The sequence below is a fragment of the Mesorhizobium sp. M1295 genome, from assembly GCF_040318135.1.
Taxonomy (GTDB): Bacteria; Pseudomonadota; Alphaproteobacteria; order Rhizobiales; family Rhizobiaceae; genus Mesorhizobium.
Genome location: NZ_JAMYLU010000017.1, coordinates 150057 through 171184 on the forward strand (window position 1 = coordinate 150057; position 21128 = coordinate 171184).

General features: G+C 62.8%; 20 protein-coding genes. 14 read left to right on the plus strand and 6 right to left on the minus strand.

Annotation, left to right across the window (positions count from 1 at the left end; translation table 11 throughout):
* Positions 1 to 103 precede the first annotated feature (103 nt).
* The 5 genes from mltG to fabD form a co-directional block, all read right to left on the minus strand.
* Positions 104 to 1324: an endolytic transglycosylase MltG gene (gene mltG, locus NKH29_RS22915; RefSeq protein WP_023719824.1), complete on the minus strand. Its 1221-nt coding sequence runs from the start codon at positions 1322 to 1324 to the stop codon at positions 104 to 106.
* Positions 1325 to 1417: 93 nt separating this feature from the next.
* A complete protein-coding gene (gene fabF / locus NKH29_RS22920) occupies positions 1418 to 2680 on the minus strand; it encodes a beta-ketoacyl-ACP synthase II (protein ID WP_023719825.1) in 1263 nt (420 codons plus the stop codon).
* A 34-nt stretch (positions 2681 to 2714) separates the two neighbouring features.
* A complete protein-coding gene (locus tag NKH29_RS22925) occupies positions 2715 to 2951 on the minus strand; it encodes an acyl carrier protein (protein WP_006203723.1) in 237 nt (78 codons plus the stop codon).
* A gap of 187 nt (positions 2952 to 3138) precedes the next feature.
* On the minus strand, positions 3139 to 3876 hold the full coding sequence (gene fabG, locus NKH29_RS22930; RefSeq protein ID WP_023719826.1) for a 3-oxoacyl-[acyl-carrier-protein] reductase: 738 nt from the start codon (positions 3874 to 3876) through the stop codon (positions 3139 to 3141).
* 60 nt (positions 3877 to 3936) lie between these two features.
* Entirely contained in the window at positions 3937 to 4902 is a 966-nt protein-coding gene (gene fabD, locus NKH29_RS22935) for an ACP S-malonyltransferase (protein WP_352814843.1), read from the minus strand.
* A 246-nt stretch (positions 4903 to 5148) separates the two neighbouring features.
* Between fabD and NKH29_RS22940 the strand changes: the two genes are divergently transcribed.
* Positions 5149 to 7074, plus strand: a complete 1926-nt coding sequence (locus NKH29_RS22940) for an LTA synthase family protein (RefSeq protein WP_353000627.1) — start codon at positions 5149 to 5151, stop codon at positions 7072 to 7074.
* Between the two features lie 39 nt (positions 7075 to 7113).
* Here NKH29_RS22940 and NKH29_RS22945 read toward each other — a convergent pair whose 3' ends face one another.
* Positions 7114 to 8658: a pilus assembly protein TadG-related protein gene (locus tag NKH29_RS22945; RefSeq protein ID WP_353000629.1), complete on the minus strand. Its 1545-nt coding sequence runs from the start codon at positions 8656 to 8658 to the stop codon at positions 7114 to 7116.
* A 464-nt stretch (positions 8659 to 9122) separates the two neighbouring features.
* On the opposite strand from NKH29_RS22945, the gene rpsF reads away from it, so the two are divergent.
* The 13 genes from rpsF to NKH29_RS23010 all read left to right on the plus strand — a co-directional run bounded on the left by rpsF (position 9123) and on the right by NKH29_RS23010 (position 20916).
* Positions 9123 to 9623: a 30S ribosomal protein S6 gene (gene rpsF, locus NKH29_RS22950; RefSeq protein ID WP_352481813.1), complete on the plus strand. Its 501-nt coding sequence runs from the start codon at positions 9123 to 9125 to the stop codon at positions 9621 to 9623.
* A complete protein-coding gene (gene rpsR, locus NKH29_RS22955; RefSeq protein WP_006203718.1) occupies positions 9623 to 9871 on the plus strand; it encodes a 30S ribosomal protein S18 in 249 nt (82 codons plus the stop codon). The genes rpsF and rpsR overlap by 1 nt, the downstream gene beginning before the upstream one ends.
* 275 nt (positions 9872 to 10146) lie before the next feature.
* A complete protein-coding gene (gene rplI / locus NKH29_RS22960) occupies positions 10147 to 10731 on the plus strand; it encodes a 50S ribosomal protein L9 (RefSeq protein WP_352481815.1) in 585 nt (194 codons plus the stop codon).
* 152 nt (positions 10732 to 10883) lie between these two features.
* Positions 10884 to 12173 carry a cyclopropane fatty acid synthase gene (locus NKH29_RS22965; protein ID WP_353000631.1) on the plus strand — a complete coding sequence of 430 codons (1290 nt, stop codon included), beginning with the start codon at positions 10884 to 10886 and terminating at the stop codon, positions 12171 to 12173.
* 82 nt (positions 12174 to 12255) lie between these two features.
* Positions 12256 to 12579, plus strand: coding sequence for a YnfA family protein (locus tag NKH29_RS22970; RefSeq protein ID WP_352849223.1), 324 nt, complete (start codon positions 12256 to 12258; stop codon positions 12577 to 12579).
* A gap of 3 nt (positions 12580 to 12582) precedes the next feature.
* Positions 12583 to 13551, plus strand: coding sequence for a small ribosomal subunit Rsm22 family protein (locus NKH29_RS22975; RefSeq protein WP_352849220.1), 969 nt, complete (start codon positions 12583 to 12585; stop codon positions 13549 to 13551).
* A gap of 206 nt (positions 13552 to 13757) precedes the next feature.
* Entirely contained in the window at positions 13758 to 15248 is a 1491-nt protein-coding gene (locus tag NKH29_RS22980) for a replicative DNA helicase (RefSeq protein WP_023677714.1), read from the plus strand.
* 21 nt (positions 15249 to 15269) lie between these two features.
* Positions 15270 to 15875, plus strand: coding sequence for a hypothetical protein (locus NKH29_RS22985; RefSeq protein WP_353000632.1), 606 nt, complete (start codon positions 15270 to 15272; stop codon positions 15873 to 15875).
* Positions 15875 to 17293, plus strand: a complete 1419-nt coding sequence (gene radA / locus NKH29_RS22990; RefSeq protein WP_353000634.1) for a DNA repair protein RadA — start codon at positions 15875 to 15877, stop codon at positions 17291 to 17293. The genes NKH29_RS22985 and radA overlap by 1 nt, the downstream gene beginning before the upstream one ends.
* Positions 17294 to 17340: 47 nt before the next feature.
* Positions 17341 to 18012: a CvpA family protein gene (locus tag NKH29_RS22995; protein ID WP_352481821.1), complete on the plus strand. Its 672-nt coding sequence runs from the start codon at positions 17341 to 17343 to the stop codon at positions 18010 to 18012.
* 114 nt (positions 18013 to 18126) lie between these two features.
* Positions 18127 to 19608 (plus strand): amidophosphoribosyltransferase, encoded by a 1482-nt coding sequence (purF, locus tag NKH29_RS23000; protein ID WP_036244955.1) that lies wholly within the window; start codon positions 18127 to 18129, stop codon positions 19606 to 19608.
* 220 nt (positions 19609 to 19828) lie between these two features.
* The gene (locus NKH29_RS23005; protein ID WP_352895345.1) at positions 19829 to 20569 is read left to right on the plus strand and encodes an SDR family NAD(P)-dependent oxidoreductase; all 741 of its coding nucleotides are present in this window, start codon (positions 19829 to 19831) and stop codon (positions 20567 to 20569) included.
* 125 nt (positions 20570 to 20694) lie between these two features.
* Positions 20695 to 20916, plus strand: a complete 222-nt coding sequence (locus tag NKH29_RS23010; RefSeq protein WP_023719840.1) for a hypothetical protein — start codon at positions 20695 to 20697, stop codon at positions 20914 to 20916.
* The last annotated feature ends 212 nt before the right edge of the window (positions 20917 to 21128 follow it).

Consider the following 21128-nt stretch of genomic DNA (forward strand, 5'->3'; position numbering starts at 1 on the left):
GCCGGAACGATTGCTCCGGACAGGATCATGTGAATTTCAATGCCATAGCAGCCCTTGCACATCCACCCGGACATGCACAGGGCCGACCTGATGGCGTCTGGCCCTACTGGGCGGCGGTAGCCCCCGCATCGTCAACGATGGCTCCCGCCGGCGTGTCGGCTCCGGTATTGGTTGCCCCGGCCTTGGCGGCGTCCTGCGCCTGCTTTTTCAGCAGTGCCCGGTAGCGAGCGACATTCTCGTTATGCTCATCGAGCGTCGCGGCAAAGACGTGGCCGCCGCTGCCGTCGGCGACGAAGTAAAGATCGCTGGTCTTCGACGGATTGGCGACTGCCTCCAGCGCCGCACGGCCGGGATTGGCGATCGGCGTCGGCGGCAAGCCGTTGATCAGATAGGTGTTGTAGGGCGTCGGCTTCTGGATGTCCGACTGATAGATCGGGCGGTCGATGGGTTTGCCCTTGCCGCCGAACAGGCCGTAGATGATGGTCGGGTCCGACTGCAGCCGCATACCCTTGGCCAGCCGGTTGAGGAAGACGGCCGCTACCCGCGAGCGTTCATCGCCCTTACCTGTCTCCTTCTCGACGATCGAGGCCAGGGTGACAAAATCCTCAATGTTGGCGATCGGCAGATCCGGCGCTCGGCGCTGCCAGACTTCGTCGACCAGTCTTTTCTGGTCGGCCAGAAGCTTGTCGACCATCTGCTGGCGTGTTGCGCCGCGGGTGAAGCGCAGCGTGTCGGTGGCGAGGCTGCCCTCGGGTGGAGTGGTCGACGGCATATCGCCGGCCAGTGCGTCCTGCTCAGCGATCCGTTGCAGTGCCTGCTCGACCGTCAGCCCCTCGGGGATGGTCAGCGAATACATCACCGACTTGCCGCTCTTCAGCAGTTCCATGATATCGTGCATCGAAGCCTGCGGCTTGATCTCGTATTCGCCAGCCTTCAGGGCGGAATCATTGCCGAAGGCGCGTACGCCAAGGCGGAAGATGCGGGCGTCGCTGATCAGCCCTCGCCGCTCAAGCTGGTCGGCGATCTCCTGGACGCCGCTATTCGGCTTGACCAGGAAAGTGTCGCCATTGGCCGACGGGCCCGGCTCGTTGAATTCCTGCTTGCCGAAATACAGCGCAACGCCTGCCGCCAGAACCATCAGCATCACCGAAGAGATGACGAAGTTCATGAACACGACGAACTGGCTGCGCGAGGCACGCGAGCGCTTCGGCGGCGGCGTGCCGGCCTCGGGCCGCAACGCCTCGCTGGCCGTCTTCGGCACGATCGGGCCGGGGGTTGCTGCCCGTTGCCCGAATTCCCCGTTATCGGCCGGATTTGTGTTCATAGTGCCCTACCAATTGATCTTGCGACGAATCCCCTCGGGCAGAGTAGGGGCGAATATGGCAAAATTGACGGCAGACGCAAACCGGCGGAGCGGTCAGCCATTGTAGCGCTGGAAGACGAGCGAGGCGTTGGTGCCACCGAAGCCGAAGGAGTTGGACAGCGCCACGTCGATCTGCCGGGCTCGCGGCTTGTGCGGCACAAGGTCAATCGCCGTTTCGCGCTCCGGATTGTCGAGATTGATGGTCGGCGGCGCGATGTTGTCGCGAATGGCGAGGATCGAAAAGATCGCCTCGGCAGCACCAGCCGCGCCCAGCAGGTGGCCAATCGACGATTTCGTCGACGACATCGATATCTTCGAGGCGGCGTTGCCGACCAGCCGCTCGACGGCGCCGAGTTCGATCGTATCGGCCATGGTCGAGGTGCCGTGGGCGTTGATGTAGTCGACATCGGCGGGCGTCAGCTTCGCCCGGTTCAGCGCCGCCGTCATGCAACGGAAAGCGCCGTCGCCGTCCTCGGCTGGCGCGGTGATGTGATAGGCGTCACCGGTCAGGCCGTAGCCGGTGACCTCGGCATAGATCTTGGCGCCGCGGGCCTTGGCGTGTTCGAGCTCCTCGAGCACGACAACACCGGCGCCCTCGCCCATGACGAAACCGTCGCGATCGCGATCATAGGGGCGCGAGGCCGTTTGCGGCGCGTCGTTGCGGTCGGTGGAGAGCGCGCGGCAAGCCGCGAACCCAGCGATCGAAAGCCTCGTCACCGGCGCTTCGGCGCCGCCTGCGACCATAACGTCGGCATCGCCCCATATGATCAGCCGGGCGGCATCGCCGATGGCGTGCGCACCGGTCGAGCAAGCGGTGACGACGGCATGGTTGGGGCCTTTCAGCCCATGCCGGATCGAGACCTGGCCGGACACGAGGTTGATGATTTGGCCGGGGATGAAGAACGGGCTGATGCGGCGCGGACCGCGTTCCTTGAGGATCATCGCATTCTCGGCGATGCCTTCGATGCCGCCGATGCCGGAACCGATCAGCACGCCGGTGGCGCACTGTTCCTCATGCGTCTTCGGCTGCCAGCCGGAATCCTTGAGCGCCTCGTCGGCGGCCGCGATCCCGTACAGGATGAAGTCGCCGATCTTGCGCAGTTCCTTCGGCTCGAGAACGGCTTCAGGATTGAAAGTGGCATTGGAGCCGTCACCGCGCGGAATGACGTGGGCGACCTTGCAGGCAAGGTCTTCCACCTCGAATTCGGTGATGCGCTTGGCTGCACTGCGGCCGGTCAGAAGCTCATTCCAGCTGTGCTCGAAGCCCATGCCGAACGGCGAAAGCAGCCCAAGGCCCGTGACGACGACACGCCTCATCGCAGGTCCTCCCCGGTGATGACTGCAAATAGCGTCAGGCGGAGGCCTTGTCGATGTATTTCACCGCATCGCCAACAGTCAGGATGGTCTCGGCCGCATCGTCGGGGATTTCGACGCCGAACTCTTCTTCGAACGCCATGACAAGTTCGACCGTGTCGAGGCTGTCCGCGCCCAGATCATCGATGAAGCTCGCCTGCTCCGTCACCTTGTCGGCATCGACGCCAAGGTGCTCGATGACAATCTTCTTGACGCGCTCTGCGGTGTCACTCATTTGGGCATCCTCGTCTTTTGGTTGTCTGTCTTCGTTAGCGGGCAGAATGCCGCTAATCAAGCTGAAAGATGGTCCTGCCGGAAACGCAGCGGAACAGGACCGGTTTTTGCCCGAACCGCCGGGTTGCGGGCGGCATTACACGAAAAATCCCGTGCATCCAAGACGGAATGAAGCGTTTTCCCAAGTGTTAGATCATTGCCATGCCGCCATTGACATGAACGGTCTGGCCGGTGACGTAGGCCGCCTCATTGGAAGCGAGGTAGGCGACGGCAGAGGCGACTTCGGCGCCCGTGCCCATGCGCCGCGTCGGGATCGCCGCCATGATCGCCTCTTTCTGCTTGTCGTTGAGCTTGTCGGTCATCGCCGATTCGATGAAGCCCGGGGCGACGCAGTTGACGGTTATATTGCGGGTGGCGATCTCCTGCGCCAGCGATTTGGAAAAGCCGATCATTCCGGCTTTGGAGGCGCAATAATTGGCCTGGCCGGGATTGCCGGTGACGCCGACCACTGAAGTGATGTTGATGATGCGGCCATGGCGGCGCCGCATCATCGGATGGGTAAGCTCGCGGGTCAGCCGGAACACGGCGGTCAAGTTGACCTCGATCACGCTATCCCAGTCGGCATCAGCCATGCGTACGAACAACCCGTCCTTCGTGATGCCGGCATTGTTGACGAGGATGTCGACGCCTTCGAGATCGGCCTCCGCCTTCTGGCCAAGCGCCTTGACCTCGTCGCGATTGGAAAGATTGGCCGGAAACAGCTTGACCCGGTCGCCCAGTTCGGCGGCCAGCGCCTCCAGTTTCTCGATACGCGTGCCGTGCAGGCCGACGATGGCGCCCTGGCCATGCAGCACGCGGGCGATCGCCTCGCCGATGCCCCCCGATGCGCCGGTGACGAGCGCCTTGCGGCCGGTCAATTCGAACATTTTTGTCTCCTGATCTGAGCGAACACCCTTCGCACGGAGCGGGGTCAAATCGCCAGTTGATTATGCAAGCGCCGCCAGCGCCGCCTCGACATCCGCCGCGGATCCGATTGCACTGGTGGCAATATCGCGGTTAATGCGCCGCGCCAGCCCCGACAGAACCTTGCCGGCGCCTACTTCATATAGCGTCGCAACGCCATTCGCGCCGAACCACTCCACCGTTTCGCGCCAGCGCACGCGCCCGATCACCTGTTCGACGAGGCGGCGGGCGATCTCGTCGGGATCGCTCGTCGGGGTCACCGTAACATTGGAGACCAGCGGCACGGCCGGTGCACTCTTCGTCACGGCGGCCAGTGCCTCCCGCATGATCTCGGCCGCCGGCTTCATCAATGCCGAATGGAAGGGCGCCGAAACCTGCAGCATGAGCGCCCGCTTGGCGCCCTTCTCCGTGCATAGCTTCGCCGCCAGTTCGACCGCCGACCTGGCGCCGGAGATTACCAGCTGGCCGCCGCCATTATCATTGGCGATCTGGCAAACCAAGGCTTGCGCGGGATCTTTGGCCGCGCCTTGGGCAGCCTCTGCGCAGGCGGCTTCGACGTCGGCTTGTTCCAGCCCGATGATCGCCGCCATGGCGCCCTCGCCGGCCGGTACCGCCGCCTGCATGGCGTTACCCCGGATGCGCAACAGTCGGGCGGCGTCGGCGACCGAAACGAAACCGGCGGCCGCAAGTGCCGAATATTCGCCAAGCGAGTGGCCGGCGACATAGGTGACCTTGCCTTTCAGGGAGAAGCCGCGCGCCTCCAACGCCCGGATTGCGGCAAGCGACACCGCCATCAGCGCCGGCTGGGCATTGGCGGTCAGCGTCAGCGTCTCTTCCGGGCCTTCCCAGATAAGCTTCGATAGATTTTCGCCGAGCGCATCATCGACTTCCTCGAAGATCCGCCGCGATTCAACAAAGGTATCGGCAAGGTCCTTGCCCATGCCGACAGCCTGGCTGCCCTGCCCCGGAAAGGTGAATGCGATGGCCATCGGCGGCTCCCAGCTGCTGGTTCTCGTTGCCTGTGACGCAAGGCGTGCGGCCAAGTCAAGTCCAACCTTGACCGCGCAACGTCGGCCGAGTGCCTGTTTCGGCAGGCTTTTTGGCGATCACTCATGATGAAAACCGCTCACGATTTGTTTGCTGGCTCTTCTTATTTCCGCCACAGGCGCTAGCTTTGCGTGACAGTTCGATGACAGTCGAGTGACGCTTTTGTTGCGGGCCGGGGAACTATCGCAGTGGCAAAGACCAAGAAGAGCGCAGCCGAGGCCGCGCCACAGTTTCTCGAAGGCGATCCGGCCACCGGCTATCTGCCAGGGCGCAAATGGCCTGTCATCCGCTATGGCTTCATCAGCCTGTTGGCCGCGGCCATCCTGGTGTTCGCTATCGAATTGATCGTGCGCGGCAACTTTGCCGGCACCATCGACTTCTTTCTGCAGCCCTTCAAACCCGGCTGGACCACAATCATCATTTTTGCGTTGATCCTCATAGGGCTCGACGCCGTGCTCGGCCGCAGCCATCAGAGCCTGATGATCCTCGCGCCGCTGACGTTGTCGCTGGCGTTCGTCGGCCACCAGAAGTCGCTCTATCTCGGCGATCCGCTCTATCCGACTGATTTCCTCTATTCTCGGCAGATCGTGGCGCTGATGCCGCTCCTGGTACGCGATCGCCCGGGAACCGCCATTGCCCTGGCGATCGGCGTCGTCGGCGGGCTGTCGCTTCTCGTCTATGGCTGGCGGCTATGGCGCCGCCGCGTTCCGGCGCTCAGCCACAAGGGCCGCCTTGCCCGACTGACGCTGACAGTGCCGCTGATCGCCTTCTTCGTCTCCATCATGGACTATGCCACTTTCTCATGGACGCGCGACCGGCTGCAGATCATCCCGATCATGTGGGACCAGAAGGAAAACTATGCCTCGAACGGTTTTGCGCTCGCATTCGCGCTGAACGTCCCGATGGCCCATGTCTCGGCGCCGCCCGGCTATTCCGGCAAGGCGATCGAAGCGATCGGCAAACCGCAGGTGACGGCCTCGGTACCCGCCGAGAAGCCCGACATCATCGTCGTCATGAGCGAATCCTTCTGGGATCCGACCAAGCTGCCCGGCGTCACCATCACGCCCGACCCTATCCCCAATGTGCGGGCACTGCGCACGGGCTACATGTTCTCGCCCGAATTCGGCGGCATGACGGCCAACATCGAGTTCGAGGCCCTGACCGGCTTTTCCAACGCCTTCCTGCCGGCGGGCAGTATTCCCTACCAGCAATATGTGCGGACACCTACCCCGTCGCTGGCGACCTTCCTGAAAAGTCAGGGCTACCGGGCGCGCGCCATCCATCCCGGCACCAACTGGTTCTGGAACCGGGGAGCCGTCTATGCCGATTTCGGCTTCAACGACTTCAAGTCCGAGGAGACGTTGCCGCCCATGCAAAAACGCGGACCGCTCGCGTCGGACGCAGCGATGACCGACGAGATCATCCACGAGGCCGATACCAGCGCCGAGCCGGTCTTCTTTTTCGCCGTCAGCCTGCAGAACCACGGGCCGTATGAGCCCTATCGCTATAACAATCCGACCCATAAGGTGCAGGCGCCGATCAGCCAATGGGCACGTGAATCGCTGTTGAGCTACGCCGAAGGCTCTTCCGACGCGGACCGTGGCCTCGAGCGGCTGATCGAATGGGCGAAGAAACGCCAGCGGCCGACGGTCATCGCCTTCTTCGGCGACCATCTGCCGCCGCTTGGGCCGGTCTACGTCGAGACCGGTTTCCTGAAGGACAATGTCGCGCCGCGCAAGGAGGCGGCCGACCTGATGCTGCTGCACCACCAGACGCCGCTGATCGTCTGGTCAAACCGCAGCGGCCCGGCCGAGGATCTCGGCGCCGTCAGCCCAGCCTTCCTGCCCTATCATATCCTGAAGACTGCCGGCATCAGTCATCCCTATTACACCGGCTTCCTCGGCCAGTTGCGGGAGCACTACCGCGTCATCGACCGCAATTTGCTGTTGGCACCGGCGGGCGACGCCACCCCCGATTGGTCGCGTCAGAAAGAGATCGACCCGGCAATCCGCGACTTCCGTCTGCTGCAGTACGACATGATGTTCGGCAAGCGCCATGCGGCGCCCGATTTCTTCCCCGAAACCACACGCAAAGTGGCTGCGCACACGAGTTGAGCAGCGGCGGCGGAACGGCCGTTGGGCGACTGACGTCGTTCAGTTCGTCAAGTGCAGGTGCGAAATCGAGCTTCCGATTTTCAGGAACACGCTTTCGAGCTGGGTGACGTCGTTGGTCGGGTAATAATCCGACGGCGACGACGCGCAGGCCTCGTAGAGCTTGCGGTTGGCTGCGGTGTCGGCCTGCAGCAGTACTGTGAAGATCTGCACGTCCTGTTTCTTCAACGTGTTGCAGACATTGGTTGTCCAGTCGTCGACATTGCGCGCGGCCGCGGTCTGGTCGCTGGATCCGAACCGACCCGAGGCCAGGAACCCGTAAGAACCATAGTCCGACTTCTGTGGCGTATCCTTCGCGCCATAGACAACATTTTCGCCGTCGGTGAGCAGCAGCACCGTTTTGGTCGTGCCTGACGCCCTGAACGGCGCGCCGTCACTGTAGGGCGGTTCCGGCGAGAGTACCCGCATCCCCCATGACAACCCTTCCGAAACATTGGTCCCCGAGCCGTTCCATTCGATCATCTCACTGACGGCCTTACGCAATTTGTCGAAATCGTCGGTCAGCGGCACTATCGGCGTCGGACAGGCCCGGTTTGGGCCGATGGTCAGGGGGCATTTCTTGTCGTTGATCAGCTTCATCGTCGAAACACTGTACTTCGCGATGTCGCCGGTGAGGCCGGGGAGCAGGGTGATAACCGTATCGTCGAGATAGGAATTATTGTAGCCGGTCGCCGAATTGCCATAGGAGCTGTTCGGATTTTTGGCGTTACCTGGATCGTCCGGCGCGAAATAGGGTACGAACAGGGTGTCCGGTTTGTTTTGGTCGGGCGAAATGTCGGAAACATTGTTGGTTCCGGGCCGCGCCTCGACGCAGCCTCTCCATTCGACGCCCAATTGCTTGAACAGGTCCATATGGTTGACGCGCTTGCCGCCGACCAAGGGGAAATTGGCGCCATTGTTCGGCGATTTGCCGGCCATGTCGATCCAGGCCGGATCGTAGTCCTCGCCCTTGACATTGACCGCGGTGACGAACGGCACCACTGCGACACGTACGCTGCGCGTCGGCGACTTCGCGGCTTGGAGCATATCGATCAAGCCCGTCGCCGCCGTCCGCAATGCGCCGATGCGGTCGTTGCTGGCCATCGACCCGGTATTGTCGAGCACCAGCACGACTTCGAGCTGATTGGTCGATTCGACGGCGCCGGCATCGACGGTGATGCGCTTGTCGTTGCCGAACAGGAAGGCGAAGTTCAAGTTGACATCGGCCGCGGCGACAGCCTTTGTCTGGATGTAATTGAGGCCCCTTTCGACGGTAAGCGTCGCTTCGGCGTTCCTCAACTCGCTGTGGCCGGCGACATTGGTCTGGAAGTAGCGGTCGAAGACGTCCTTGCGCGTGGCCTCGATGTCGCCGAGATGCGAAGATGCAAGGTTCGCGGCATCGAGCGCGTTCTGCAAGCTGACCTTGGCCCTCATCAAGGTGGACACGTCCACGGCAAAGGCGACGGCCGTCAGAACCGCAGGCAACCCGAACGCCAGCATCAGGGCAAAGTTGCCGCTCTTCGAACGGCAGAACTTGTCGAACAGCATTTTACCCCCAAACCGCCTTGCTGGCGGCCGCGCGCGAACTGTTTCGTTTTGCATTCGCATGATGAACGGCGGGTTGCCACCACGCCCGCCGGCACGGGGAACTTCGCATGATGGTTAAGGTCAGGTTTCAGGAAATCCGTAAAACCTTGCCATCGAGGTCCGTTGTGCTCTGGAAGGTAGGGCGCTAGTCGAGCCGTTTGGCCTGTCGTTTGGCCTTGCTTTGCGGTCAAATTCCTGTATAGACGCCCGCAATCTGCCGGTCCTTGCTGGGGGCTGAACGGAGGGCCGGAGGTTTTCGAAACCTTCGCGTGGAGCCAGAAGCGCTTCCGCCTCCCGTGTCTCCGCTCTCGACCGTCTCGTCATGCTCCTTTCTTCCCCGTCTTCGCAAGGATTGCGGGTCAGAGAAGTTGCAGAGGCTTTTGCCGCCGGGAACCGGGAGAGAAACGAAGAAAGGCACGAACACTATGGCTCTATACGAACATGTGTTTCTTGCCCGGCAGGACCTCTCGCAGCAGCAGGTCGATGCACTTGTCGAACAGTACAAGGGCGTCCTCACCGCGAATGGCGGGTCCGTCGGCCGGGTCGAGAACTGGGGACTGAAGTCCCTCACCTACCGGGTCAACAAGAACCGGAAGGCATATTATACACTCATGGACATCACCTGCCCGCCGGCCGCGCTCAATGAGATGGAGCGCCAGATGGGCCTGTCCGAGGACGTGCTGCGTTTCCTGACCATCAAGGTCGATGCGCATGAGGAAGGCCCGTCGGCAATGATGCAGAAGCGCGAAGAGCGCTCGGAACGCGGCGGCTTCGGCGACCGCGACCGTGGCGATCGTGGCCCGCGCTCATTCGGCGACCGCGATCGCGGTGACCGTGGTGATCGTCCGCCGCGCAGCTTCGGCGATGGGGGTGCCGATCGTGGCCCGCGCCGTCCGCGCGAAGGCTTTGAAGGAGCCGCAGAATAATGGTCGACATCAACCAGATCCCAACCCGGCGCCCCTTCCACCGTCGCCGCAAGACTTGCCCGTTCTCCGGCGCCAACGCGCCGAAGATCGACTACAAGGACGTGCGGCTTCTGCAGCGCTACATTTCCGAGCGCGGCAAGATCGTGCCGTCGCGCATTACCGCCGTCAGCCAGAAGAAGCAGCGCGAACTCGCCAAGGCGATCAAGCGCGCCCGCTTCCTCGGCCTGCTGCCCTACGTGGTCCGCTAAGACTGATTAGTTGACCATGATCTTATCCGAAAACCGGTTTTCACTTTTCGGGATCATGGTCTAGCCAGCGGGCGGTTCGCCGCCTGCTTTTTTCACCGGCCACGACGGGCGTAGCTGGATCGAACACCAAATCCCGGGTTGGATTTCGACAAGAGATCCTAACTGCCGCGACAGGCAGGACAGCGACACAGGCGGCGACGCCCCAGCTTCCTGACCTGTTCCAGACAATTCGGCGCCGATCCTGAGGATAGGCGCCCAACCGAAGGAACAAAACCATGGAAGTCATTCTTCTCGAACGCGTTTCCCGGCTCGGCCAGATGGGCGACACCGTCAGGGTCAAGGACGGGTTCGCCCGAAATTTCCTGCTGCCGCAGGGCAAGGCGCTGCGCGCCAACGAAGGTAACAAGAAGAAGTTCGAGGGACAGCGCGCCCAGCTCGAAGCTCGGAACCTGGAGCGCAAGTCCGAGGCCGCGCAGATTGCTGAAAAGCTCGACGGCAAGAGCTTCATCGCCGTGCGCTCGGCCGGCGAGACCGGTCAGCTCTATGGTTCGGTGTCGACGCGCGACATCGCCGAGCTGTTGACGGCGGAAGGTTTTTCGGTGAACCGCAACCAGATCCTTCTCAATCAGCCGATCAAGACCATCGGCGTCACCAACGTGGCGATCGCGCTGCACCCGGAAGTCGAGGTCACCATCACGCTCAACATTGCCCGCACGGCCGACGAAGCCGAGCGCCAGGCCAAGGGCGAAACGCTGACCACCGCCGAAGCCATCTACGGCGAAGACATCAACGACAATGCGCGGCCGGAAAATTTCTTCGATCCGAACGCGGAGTTCGAGGGCGGCGAAGACAACGGCTGATCGTTGTTCGCCGGCATTCGTCGGCTAATACCTATCTGGACCAATGCCCGGGCCTCGCACCCGGGCATTTTTATGCCAAATGGAACTTTTCGGACCCCTATATCTTGATGCAGAATAGGACAGCATGTCTGGCCGAGAGGGGACAATTGGTCATGAATATTCTGCTGAAGCGCGTTCTCGACCGCCTGGTCCGCACAGGCAATCTCAAGGTGACAGGGCCGCAAGGCTCGATGGTGACTTTTGGTGACGGCAGCGGCGAGCCGGTGCACATGCACATCAAGACAAGGCATGCCGAGCGCGCCATCGCTTTTGATCCGATGCTGGCGGTGCCGGAAGCCTACATGGACGGTGAACTCGACATTATCGAGGGCGGCGTGCTGGGGGTGATGCGCATTGCGTTCCAGAACATGGGCAGCGGCGGCATCGATGCCACCTGGTCGAAGGCGATCGAGGGTCTGCGCCACGCCTTCCGGCGCCTGCAGCAGATCAACACGGCGTCGCGGGCGCGCCGCAACGTGCAGCGCCACTACGATCTGTCGGGCGACCTCTATCGCCTCTTCCTCGATGAAGACATGCAGTATTCCTGCGCCTATTTCGAGCAGCCGGACATGACGCTCGATGAGGCCCAGGCAGCCAAGAAGCGCCACATCGCCGCCAAGCTCAGGTTGAAAGCGGGCCAGACGGTACTCGACATCGGCTCCGGCTGGGGCGGGCTTGGCCTCTATCTCGCCAAGGCGTTCGACGTCGACGTGCAAGGCGTGACGCTGTCGACCGAGCAGCACGGCGTCGCCACCGACCGCGCGCACGCGCAAGGCCTGCAAAACCGGGTGCATTTCGACCTCAAGGACTATCGCGAGCTCAATGAGCGTTTCGACCGCATCGTCTCGGTCGGCATGTTCGAGCATGTCGGCGTCAATCATTTCCGTACCTTCTTCGACAAGTCGGCGACGCTGCTGAAGCCGGACGGTGTCATGCTGCTGCACACGATCGGCCGTTCCGGTGTGCCGTGGGCGACCAGCGCCTTCATTCGCAAATACATCTTCCCGGGCGGCTATATCCCGTCGCTCTCCGAAGTGATGCCGGCTATCGAAAAGTCGGGGCTCGTCGTCACCGACATCGAGGTTCTGCGGCTGCATTATGCCGAGACGCTGAAGCATTGGGGCGAGCGCTTTGCCGCCAACCGCGACAAGGCCAAGGCGATCTATGACGAGCGCTTCTGCCGCATGTGGGAGTTCTATCTTGCCGCCTCGGAAGCTGCCTTCCGATGGCAGGATCTGGTGATCTTCCAGATCCAGATCGCCAAGAAGAACGACACGCTGCCGGTGACGCGCGACTACATGGCCAGTTGCGAGAAGGCGCTGGAGATGCGCGATCTTGGACGTCGTGAAAAGGCTCCTGCCGCCAAGCCCACTCGCCGCCGCAAGGTGGCGGATCCGGAGTAGACTGCCGGCGATCGCGCCATTGCCGCTTGCCATTGCCGGCTGGCACGCTGAAAAAGGTCTCGTCAACGCGGGACCTTTTTTCATGACCTACCTCCTCTACGTCGCCGCCGCACTTGCCGAGATCGCCGGCTGCTTCTCGTTCTGGGCGTGGTGGCGGCTGGATAAGTCGCCGCTGTGGTTGGCGCCCGGTCTCGTCTCACTGGTGCTATTCGCGTGGCTGCTGGCGCTTGTCGACACCAGTGCGGCGGGCCGGGCCTATGCCGCCTATGGCGGCATCTACATTGCCGCCTCGCTGGTCTGGCTATGGTTGGCGGAAGGCGTGCACCCCGACAGTTGGGATCTTGCCGGTGCCACGATCTGCATCATTGGCGCCTCGGTCATCGTGCTCGCACCTCGGGCTGCGTAGACCATGGAACTGCCCGCCCCGCTTAGACAAGGCGTCGACCGCCTTCTCGAACAGGTGCCGTTGCCGATGATCAAGCAAGCGGCCAAGACGCTGTCGGACCGCTACCGCGCCGAGTTGCGCGATGGCCGCCTGCACATGGCCGAAGAAATGGCGGTTAAGGCCTATCTGGCAACGCGGCTGCCGGCGACCTATGCGGCCGTCCGCGCCAGTCTCGATGCGGTGGGCGAGTCTCGGCCCGACTATGCTCCGAAGACCTTGCTCGATGTCGGCGCCGGCCCTGGCACGGTGCTTTGGGCCACAATCGATCTCTGGCCCGATCTCGAACAGGCAGTGCTGCTCGAGGCCGGTGCCGCGGTGCGGCGGGTCGGCGAGGCGCTTGCCGCCGAGGCAATCCATGCCAAGACCGCCTGGCTGACCGGTGACGTCACCATCGACCTGGTCGATCTGGAGCCCGCCGAGCTGGTGACTTCAGCCTATGTGCTGGATGAGATCGCGCCGGCATCGCTGGCAAAACTAATCGACCGGCTCTGGCAGCTGACCGCCGACACGCTGCTGGTCGTCGAGCCAGGCACGCCGGCCGGCTGGCAGCGCATCCTTGCCGTGCGGCGGCAGCTGATCGAGGCGGGGGCGCACGTGCTCGCGCCCTGCCCGCATGAGGCGCCCTGCCCACTTGTCGCTCCCGACTGGTGCCATTTCGCCCGCCGCGTCGCCCGCTCGCGCCTGCACCGTCTGGCCAAGGATGCCGAGGTGCCGTGGGAGGACGAAAAGTTCATCTTTGTCGCCGCTTCCCGTCATCCGGCCGCTCCGCCCCGCGCGCGGGTGATCGCACCGCCGAAATCGGGCTCCGGCAAGGTCTTGCTGAAGCTTTGCCAACAGGATGGTCATGCTGCCGAGCGACTGTTCACCAAGCGCGACGGCGAGACGTTCAAGGCCGCGCGGCGACTGGACTGGGGTGACGCCTTGCCGGAATGACCGGCAGCTATTTTCCTGTTTTGTTCTCGCTCAAGAACGGCTAGGCTCGCCATCTTGATTCGAGTCAATCGAGATTCTTTCCACCGAAGTATCTTGGCTGTGAATCGCGGGCATCAAAGTTGGTTGGTTGGGGACTGATGCAGATAAGTCATCACCGACTTGTCTCGTTCTGATATCGAGAGACCGGGATCAGGACCGGGGACATCATGGCAGAGGCAGCACGAAAATTCGGCGTGGCGGAAACACCGCTCTATCGCGAGGCGCCGAACAACATCGAGGCCGAGCAGGCGCTGCTCGGCGCCATACTGGTCAACAACGATGCGTTCTACCGCGTCTCCGACTTTCTGAAGCCTGGCCATTTCTACGAGCCGCTGCACAGGAAGATCTTCGAGGTCGCGGCCGAGCTCATCCGCATGGGCAAGATCGCGACGCCGATCACGCTGAAGACCTTCCTGCCGGCCGACGAGAAGGTCGGCGACATGACGGTGGCGCAATATGTCGTGCGGCTGGCGGTCGAGGCCGTCACCGTCGTCAACGCCACCGACTATGGCCGCGCCATCTACGATCTGGCCACGCGCCGCGCGCTGATCACCGTCGGCGAGGACATGGTCAACATCGCCTATGACGCGCCGGTCGACATGTCGCCCTCCGACCAGATCGAGGACGCCGAGCGGCGGCTGTTCGAGCTGGCCGAGACCGGCCGCTACGACGGCGGCTTCGAGAGCTTCACCGACGCTGTCAAGACGGCGGTCGACATGGCCAATGCCGCCTATATGCGCGACGGGCATTTGTCGGGCGTCGCCACCGGCTTGCGCGACCTCGACCGTCGCATGGGCGGCCTGCAGTCGTCCGACTTGATCATCATTGCCGGCCGCCCCGGCATGGGTAAAACCTCGCTCGCCACCAACATCGCCTTCAATATCGCGGAGGCGTATGTCCCGGCGCAGCAGGCCGACGGCTCGTTCAAGGCGGCCAATGGCGGCGTCGTCGGCTTCTTTTCGCTCGAAATGTCATCCGAACAGCTCGCCACCCGCATTATTTCCGAACAGACCGAAATCCCGTCGTCGAAAATCCGCCGCGGCGAGATCAGCGAGATGGATTTCGAAAAGCTCGTTGCCTGTTCGCAGACCATGCAGAAAATCCCGCTGTTCATCGACCAGACCGGCGGTATTTCCATCGCTCAGCTGTCCGCCCGCGCGCGTCGCCTGAAGCGCCAGCGCGGTCTCGACGTCATCGTCATCGACTATATCCAGCTGATGCAGGGATCGAGCGCGAAATCATCGCAAAACCGCGTCCAGGAAATCACCGAGATCACCACCGGGCTCAAGGCACTGGCCAAGGAGTTGGCGGTGCCGATCATCGCGCTGTCGCAGCTGTCGCGCCAGGTCGAGAGCCGCGACGACAAGCGCCCGCAGCTTTCGGATCTGCGCGAATCGGGCTCCATCGAGCAGGACGCCGACGTGGTGCTGTTCGTCTACCGCGAGGAATATTATCTGAAGAACCGCGAGCCGAAGCCGGGCACCGACGAATACATCAAGTGGGAACACGAGATGAACGAGATGCGCGGCAAGGCCGAAGTAATCGTCGCCAAGCAGCGCCACGGCCCAACGGGATCGGTCAGCCTCGCCTTCCAGGGCGAGTTCACCCGCTTCTCGGACCTCGCGGAAGAGCATCATTTGCCGGATCGGTTCGAGTAGGCATTGTCGCGGAGCAGCCGATTGGACTTTAGCGATATCTACCAAAGGATAAAATTCGAAGAGTATAACATCTCCGAGGATGAACGCGCGCAACTCACTGAATATTTGAGATCTGCCCGGTCAATTTCTCGCACGGAATCGCACGCCGGTTTGCTGGTGTTCTGCTACTCAAGCGAACCTACGCCCGAGAACGTTGAATTGGTGAGGAAATTCCTTGCCAAGCATGTCGAAGACTATACGCGAAGCGCGGCAGTGACCGGTCTTTATCGAGTTTGGAAATTGGGAGCGACAGCTGACATCGACGATCTGCTGAGTTTTTTGGCCCTTTCGTTGGACGAAACTCGGCACGACACCTCTCTGGCGGCGATCGGGTGCGCATTCCTTTTGATGCACCGGCTCAATGATCGTCGCCTCTCGACTGCCCTTATGAGATTGCTGGAGACGTTGCACGATGAAGTCGGGCGAGAGAACGACTTCGCGGTCGGTCTGTTCAGATATGCGTGTTGGCCGGCATACGACAATTGGGCTCTGAGAAACGGCCAGCGCCGCACTCATTTCGATACGATCGAAGATGCTTTGCCGGTTTACTGGGATCGTCCCAAATACCTCTTGGAACCAATAAACTGATGGCCAAATCCCGTATCCAGTTCATCTGCCAGAATTGCGGTTCGGTGCATCAGCGTTGGGCCGGCAAATGTGATGCCTGCGGCGAGTGGAACACGCTGGTCGAGGAAGGCACGTCGGGCGGCATCGGCTCCGGCCCGGCCAACACCCGCAACGCCCGCAAGGGCCGCGCGGTGGTGCTGACCAGCCTCTCCGGCGACATCGAGGACGCGCCGCGCATCGTCTCCGGCATCGGCGAACTCGACCGCGCCACCGGCGGCGGCTTCGTGCGCGGCTCGGCGCTTTTGGTCGGCGGCGATCCCGGCATCGGCAAGTCGACGCTGCTCACCCAGGCTGCAGCCGCACTGGCGGCAAAGGGCCACCGCATCGTCTACGTCTCCGGTGAAGAAGCGGTCGCCCAGATCAGGCTGCGCGCCCAGCGGCTCGGCGTCGCCGACACCCCGGTCGAACTCGCCGCCGAGACCAACGTCGAGGACATCCTCGCCACCATTGCCGATGGCAAGCGGCCGGACCTGGTCATTCTCGATTCGATCCAGACGCTATGGACCGACATGGCCGATTCAGCGCCCGGCACGGTGACCCAGGTGCGTGCCGCCGCCCAAGCGATGATCCGCTATGCAAAATCCACAGGGGCGGCGATCGTTCTGGTCGGCCATGTCACCAAGGAGGGCCAGATCGCCGGCCCACGCGTCGTCGAGCACATGGTCGACGCGGTGCTCTATTTCGAGGGCGAAGGCGGCCACCACTACCGCATCCTGCGAACGGTCAAGAACCGCTTCGGGCCAACCGACGAGATCGGCGTCTTCGAAATGTCGGACAAGGGCTTGCGGGAAGTCGCCAACCCGTCCGAGCTTTTCCTCGGTGAACGTCACGCGAAGTCGCCGGGTGCCGCGGTTTTCGCCGGCATGGAAGGCACACGGCCGGTGCTGGTCGAGATCCAGGCGCTGGTAGCACCTTCGACGCTCGGCACGCCACGCCGCGCCGTCGTCGGCTGGGACGGCGCCCGGCTGTCGATGATCCTGGCGGTTCTGGAAGCCCATTGCGGCGTTCGCTTCGGCACGTACGACGTCTATCTCAACGTTGCCGGCGGCTACCGCATTTCAGAGCCGGCGGCCGACCTGGCGGTGGCGGCGGCACTGGTTTCCTCGCTCACCGGTCTTGCCCTTCCCGCCGATTGCGTCTATTTCGGCGAAATCAGCCTTTCGGGGGCGGTGAGGCCGGTTGCGCATGCGCAGCAGCGCCTCAAGGAAGCCGAAAAGCTGGGTTTCGGAAGCGCGGTTCTGCCCTTGGGCAGCGAGGAACTTGTTGGTGGTAATGGGGCCGGGGGGATCGGAGCCGGCGCTTTCCAGCCCACCGAGCTTGCCGATCTCGTGGCGCGCATAGCCGGCTCTCGGCGCAGCCGCGCCGACGAGCAAGACTGATGCGGCTCGTCGAGTCGTGAAAAAGAGATCGGAGCGGGGCGAAAAACATGCCGATTACGCTGCTTGACGGAATTCTCGTCGGCTTCACCCTGGTCTCGGCGATGCTCGCCATGGTTCGCGGCTTTTCGCGCGAGATCCTGTCGATCATCTCCTGGGCAGTTGCCGCTGCGGCGGCCTTCTTCTTCTACAAGCCGGTGCTGCCTTACATTCAGCCCTATATCGACAACGAAAAGGCAGCCATGGCGGCGGCCGCCGGTATCGTCTTCATTGTCGCGCTGATCGTCGTTTCCGTCATCACCATGAAGCTCGCCGACTGGATCATCGATTCCAGGATCGGCGCGCTCGATCGCACACTTGGCTTCCTCTATGGCGCGGCGCGCGGCATCCTGGTGGTCGCGGTCGCACTGCTGTTTTTCAATTGGCTGGCCGGCGCCAAAGCTCCAGGCTGGATTGCCAACGCCAAGTCAAAGCCGCTGCTCGAATCGATCGGTGCCAAGCTGGAAAGCCTGCTGCCCGAGGATCCGGAAAACGCCATCCTCAACAAGCTCAATCCGAATCGGCCGGCCACCGAGACGCCTCTGGCCCCCGACGCGCCTGCAGCGGAAGCACCTGCCGCCGGCGACGACGCCACTGCTCCGGCACCCGATGACAGCGACGCTCCGCCGGCCGACAATGCGCCCGCGACGCCGGCACCTGCAAACCCGGCGCCGGCAAACTGATTTCGGCAGACTTGCTCGCCTCGAGACTGTCGATCATGTGAACGTCGCACGACGTGCGTTGCTTTCGATGCGCTATGACCTTATATGGCGACTTTAGCGGAGCTTGAGCCCCCAATGGCAGCCTCAGTGGCAGACGCAGACGACGTGCTTTCCGCCGAAGCCGACGACCATTTCCACGACGAATGCGGCGTGTTCGGCATTTTCGGCCGGCAGGACGCCGCAGCCATCGTAACACTCGGCCTGCATGCGTTGCAGCATCGCGGCCAGGAAGCGGCCGGCATCGTTTCCTATGACGGCACCCAATTCCATGTCGAACGCCATGTCGGCCTGATCGGCGACACCTTCACCAAGCAGCGTGTCATCGACAGCCTGCAAGGCAACCGTGCCATCGGCCACACACGCTATGCCACCACCGGTGGCGCTGGCTTGCGCAACATCCAGCCTTTCTTCGCCGAACTTGCCGATGGCGGCTTTGCCGTCGCCCATAACGGCAATCTCACCAACGCCATGACCGTTCAGCGCGCCCTGCAGAAGCAGGGCGCCATCTTCTCTTCCACCTCCGACACCGAGACGCTCTTGCATCTGGTCGCCACCAGCAAGGAGCGCGACCTGAATTCGCGTTTCATCGATGCGGTGCGCCAGGTCGAAGGTGCCTTCTCGCTGGTGGCAATGACGTCCAAGAAGATGATCGGCTGCCGCGACCCGCTCGGTATCCGGCCGCTGGTGCTTGGCGATCTCGACGGCGCCTGGATTCTCGCCTCCGAAACCTGTGCGCTCGACATTATCGGGGCGCGTTTCGTGCGCGACCTGAAGCCCGGCGAAATGGTCGTCGTCACCAGCAAGGGAATCGAGAGCCTGTTCCCGTTCGAGCCGCAGAAGACCCGCTTCTGCATTTTCGAATATGTCTACTTCGCCCGGCCGGATTCTTCGGTCGAAGGCCGCAATGTCTACGAGGTACGCAAGCGCATCGGCGCCGAGCTGGCACTGGAGAGCCCGGTCGAGGCCGACATCGTCGTGCCGGTGCCGGATTCGGGCACACCGGCGGCGATCGGCTTTTCGCAGGCCGCGGGCATCCCGTTCGAGCTCGGCATCATCCGCAATCACTATGTCGGCCGCACCTTCATCCAGCCCGGCGATTCGATCCGCCACATGGGCGTCAAGCTTAAGCACAACGCCAATCGCCGCATGATCGAAGGCAAGCGTGTGGTGCTGGTCGACGATTCGATCGTACGCGGCACCACCAGCCAGAAGATCGTGCAGATGGTGCGCGATGCCGGCGCCAAGGAAGTGCATATGCGCATCGCCTCGCCGCCGACGCGCGCCTCCTGCTTCTACGGCGTCGACACACCGGAAAAGTCGAAGTTGCTGGCCTCGCGCATGTCGGTGGAGGAGATGGCCGAGTTCATCCGCGTCGATTCGCTCGGCTTCCTCTCGATCGACGGGCTCTACCGGGCCGTCGGCGAAGCCGGCCGCGACAACGAACAGCCGCAATTCTGCGACGCGTGTTTCACCGGCCAGTATCCGACCCGGCTTGCCGATTTCGAAGGCTCCGACAATGTCCGCACGCTGTCGCTATTGGCGGCAGGCGGGTCGTAAGGTTGCCGGATCGCCATTTGTCTTCGCCAGGTTACCCCCCTCTGCCCTGCCGGGCATCTCCCCCTCAAGGGGGGAGATCGGCTGAATTGTCGACTTTCGCCAATCGCGACGGTCGCAGAACAGGCGCTGAGCCTGATGAGGGCCAATCTCCCCCCTTGAGGGGGAGATGCCCGGCAGGGCAGAGGGGGGTGCCTCACGCCGACCTCATGGAAGTTCAAGCATGACCCTCGATCTCTCCGGCCGCGTTGCGGTCGTCACCGGCGCCTCGCGCGGTATCGGCTATTTCATCGCCACGGAGCTTGCCGCCGCCGGCGCACATGTGATTGCGGTTGCCCGCACCGTCGGAGGGCTGGAAGAACTCGACGACCAGATCAAAGCAGGCGGCGGACAGGCGACGCTGGTACCGCTCGATCTTGCCGACATGGCGGGGATCGACCGGCTGGGCGGCGCCATCCACGAGCGCTGGGGCAAGCTCGACATACTGGTCGCCAACGCCGCCGTGCTCGGCGTCATCGCTCCGATCGGCCATGTCGAGGCAAAGACCTTCGAGAAGGTGATGACCATCAACGTCACCGCAACATGGCGGCTGATCCGCTCTGTCGACCCGCTGCTGAGACTCTCCGATGCCGGCCGCGCTATCGTACTGAGTTCCAGCCTGGCCCACTCCGCACGCGCCTTCTGGGCGCCTTATGCGGCGTCGAAGGCGGCGGTCGAGGCCATGACGCGTTCGTGGGCGCATGAGACCGAAAACCTGCCGCTCAGGGTCAACGCCGCCGATCCCGGGGCAACGCGCACCGCCATGCGGGCGCAGGCGGTACCCGGCGAGGATCCGGAGGCTCTGCCGCACCCTTCGGAGATCGCCAAGCGTATCGTGCCGTTGGCCAGCCCTGCGCTCAAGGAGACGGGGCTGATCTTCCAGGCCAAGCACAACCGCTTTGTCGCCTACCGGCAGCCGGAGTAAGCGGCCTGACATCACGCGGCTGTGATGCCGTGGCTTAACGCCGCGCTTCGGCCCAACTTTCGCCGCTTGGCCGGAGTTGCTAGGATCGCACCGACTCCCAAAACAAGCAGAGCGAGGAAATACTCATGGCGGCACCGAGCGTAGCGTTGGTCTGGTATCTGGTGATCGCCGGCCCGCAAGGCGGCATGGTCGTGCTGCCCAGCACCTTCGACACCCGCGAACAGTGCACCTCCGCCGTCACCGAATACCAGAAGCAGCCGACGCCGGCCGGCTGGTCGGTGCAGTGCGTACCGAGCGCCTCGCCGTTCGCGGACGAGGGCGACGCCGAGGAGCCGTCGGCGCAGTAGGACAGCGTGATCTCCCCCCCTTGAGGGCAGGGGAATCGCATATGGCGATTTTGGGGTTGAGTTTAGGCTGAGAAAGGATTCTTTGGAGAGGCAGGTGAGCGAAGGAGCGACTGCCATTTCCTGCCTTGAGAGCTACTTTGGCGCGGTGCCTGATCCACGCGCGCCCAACGCCACGCACCGGCTTGGCGACCTGATCGTGATGATGATCGCAG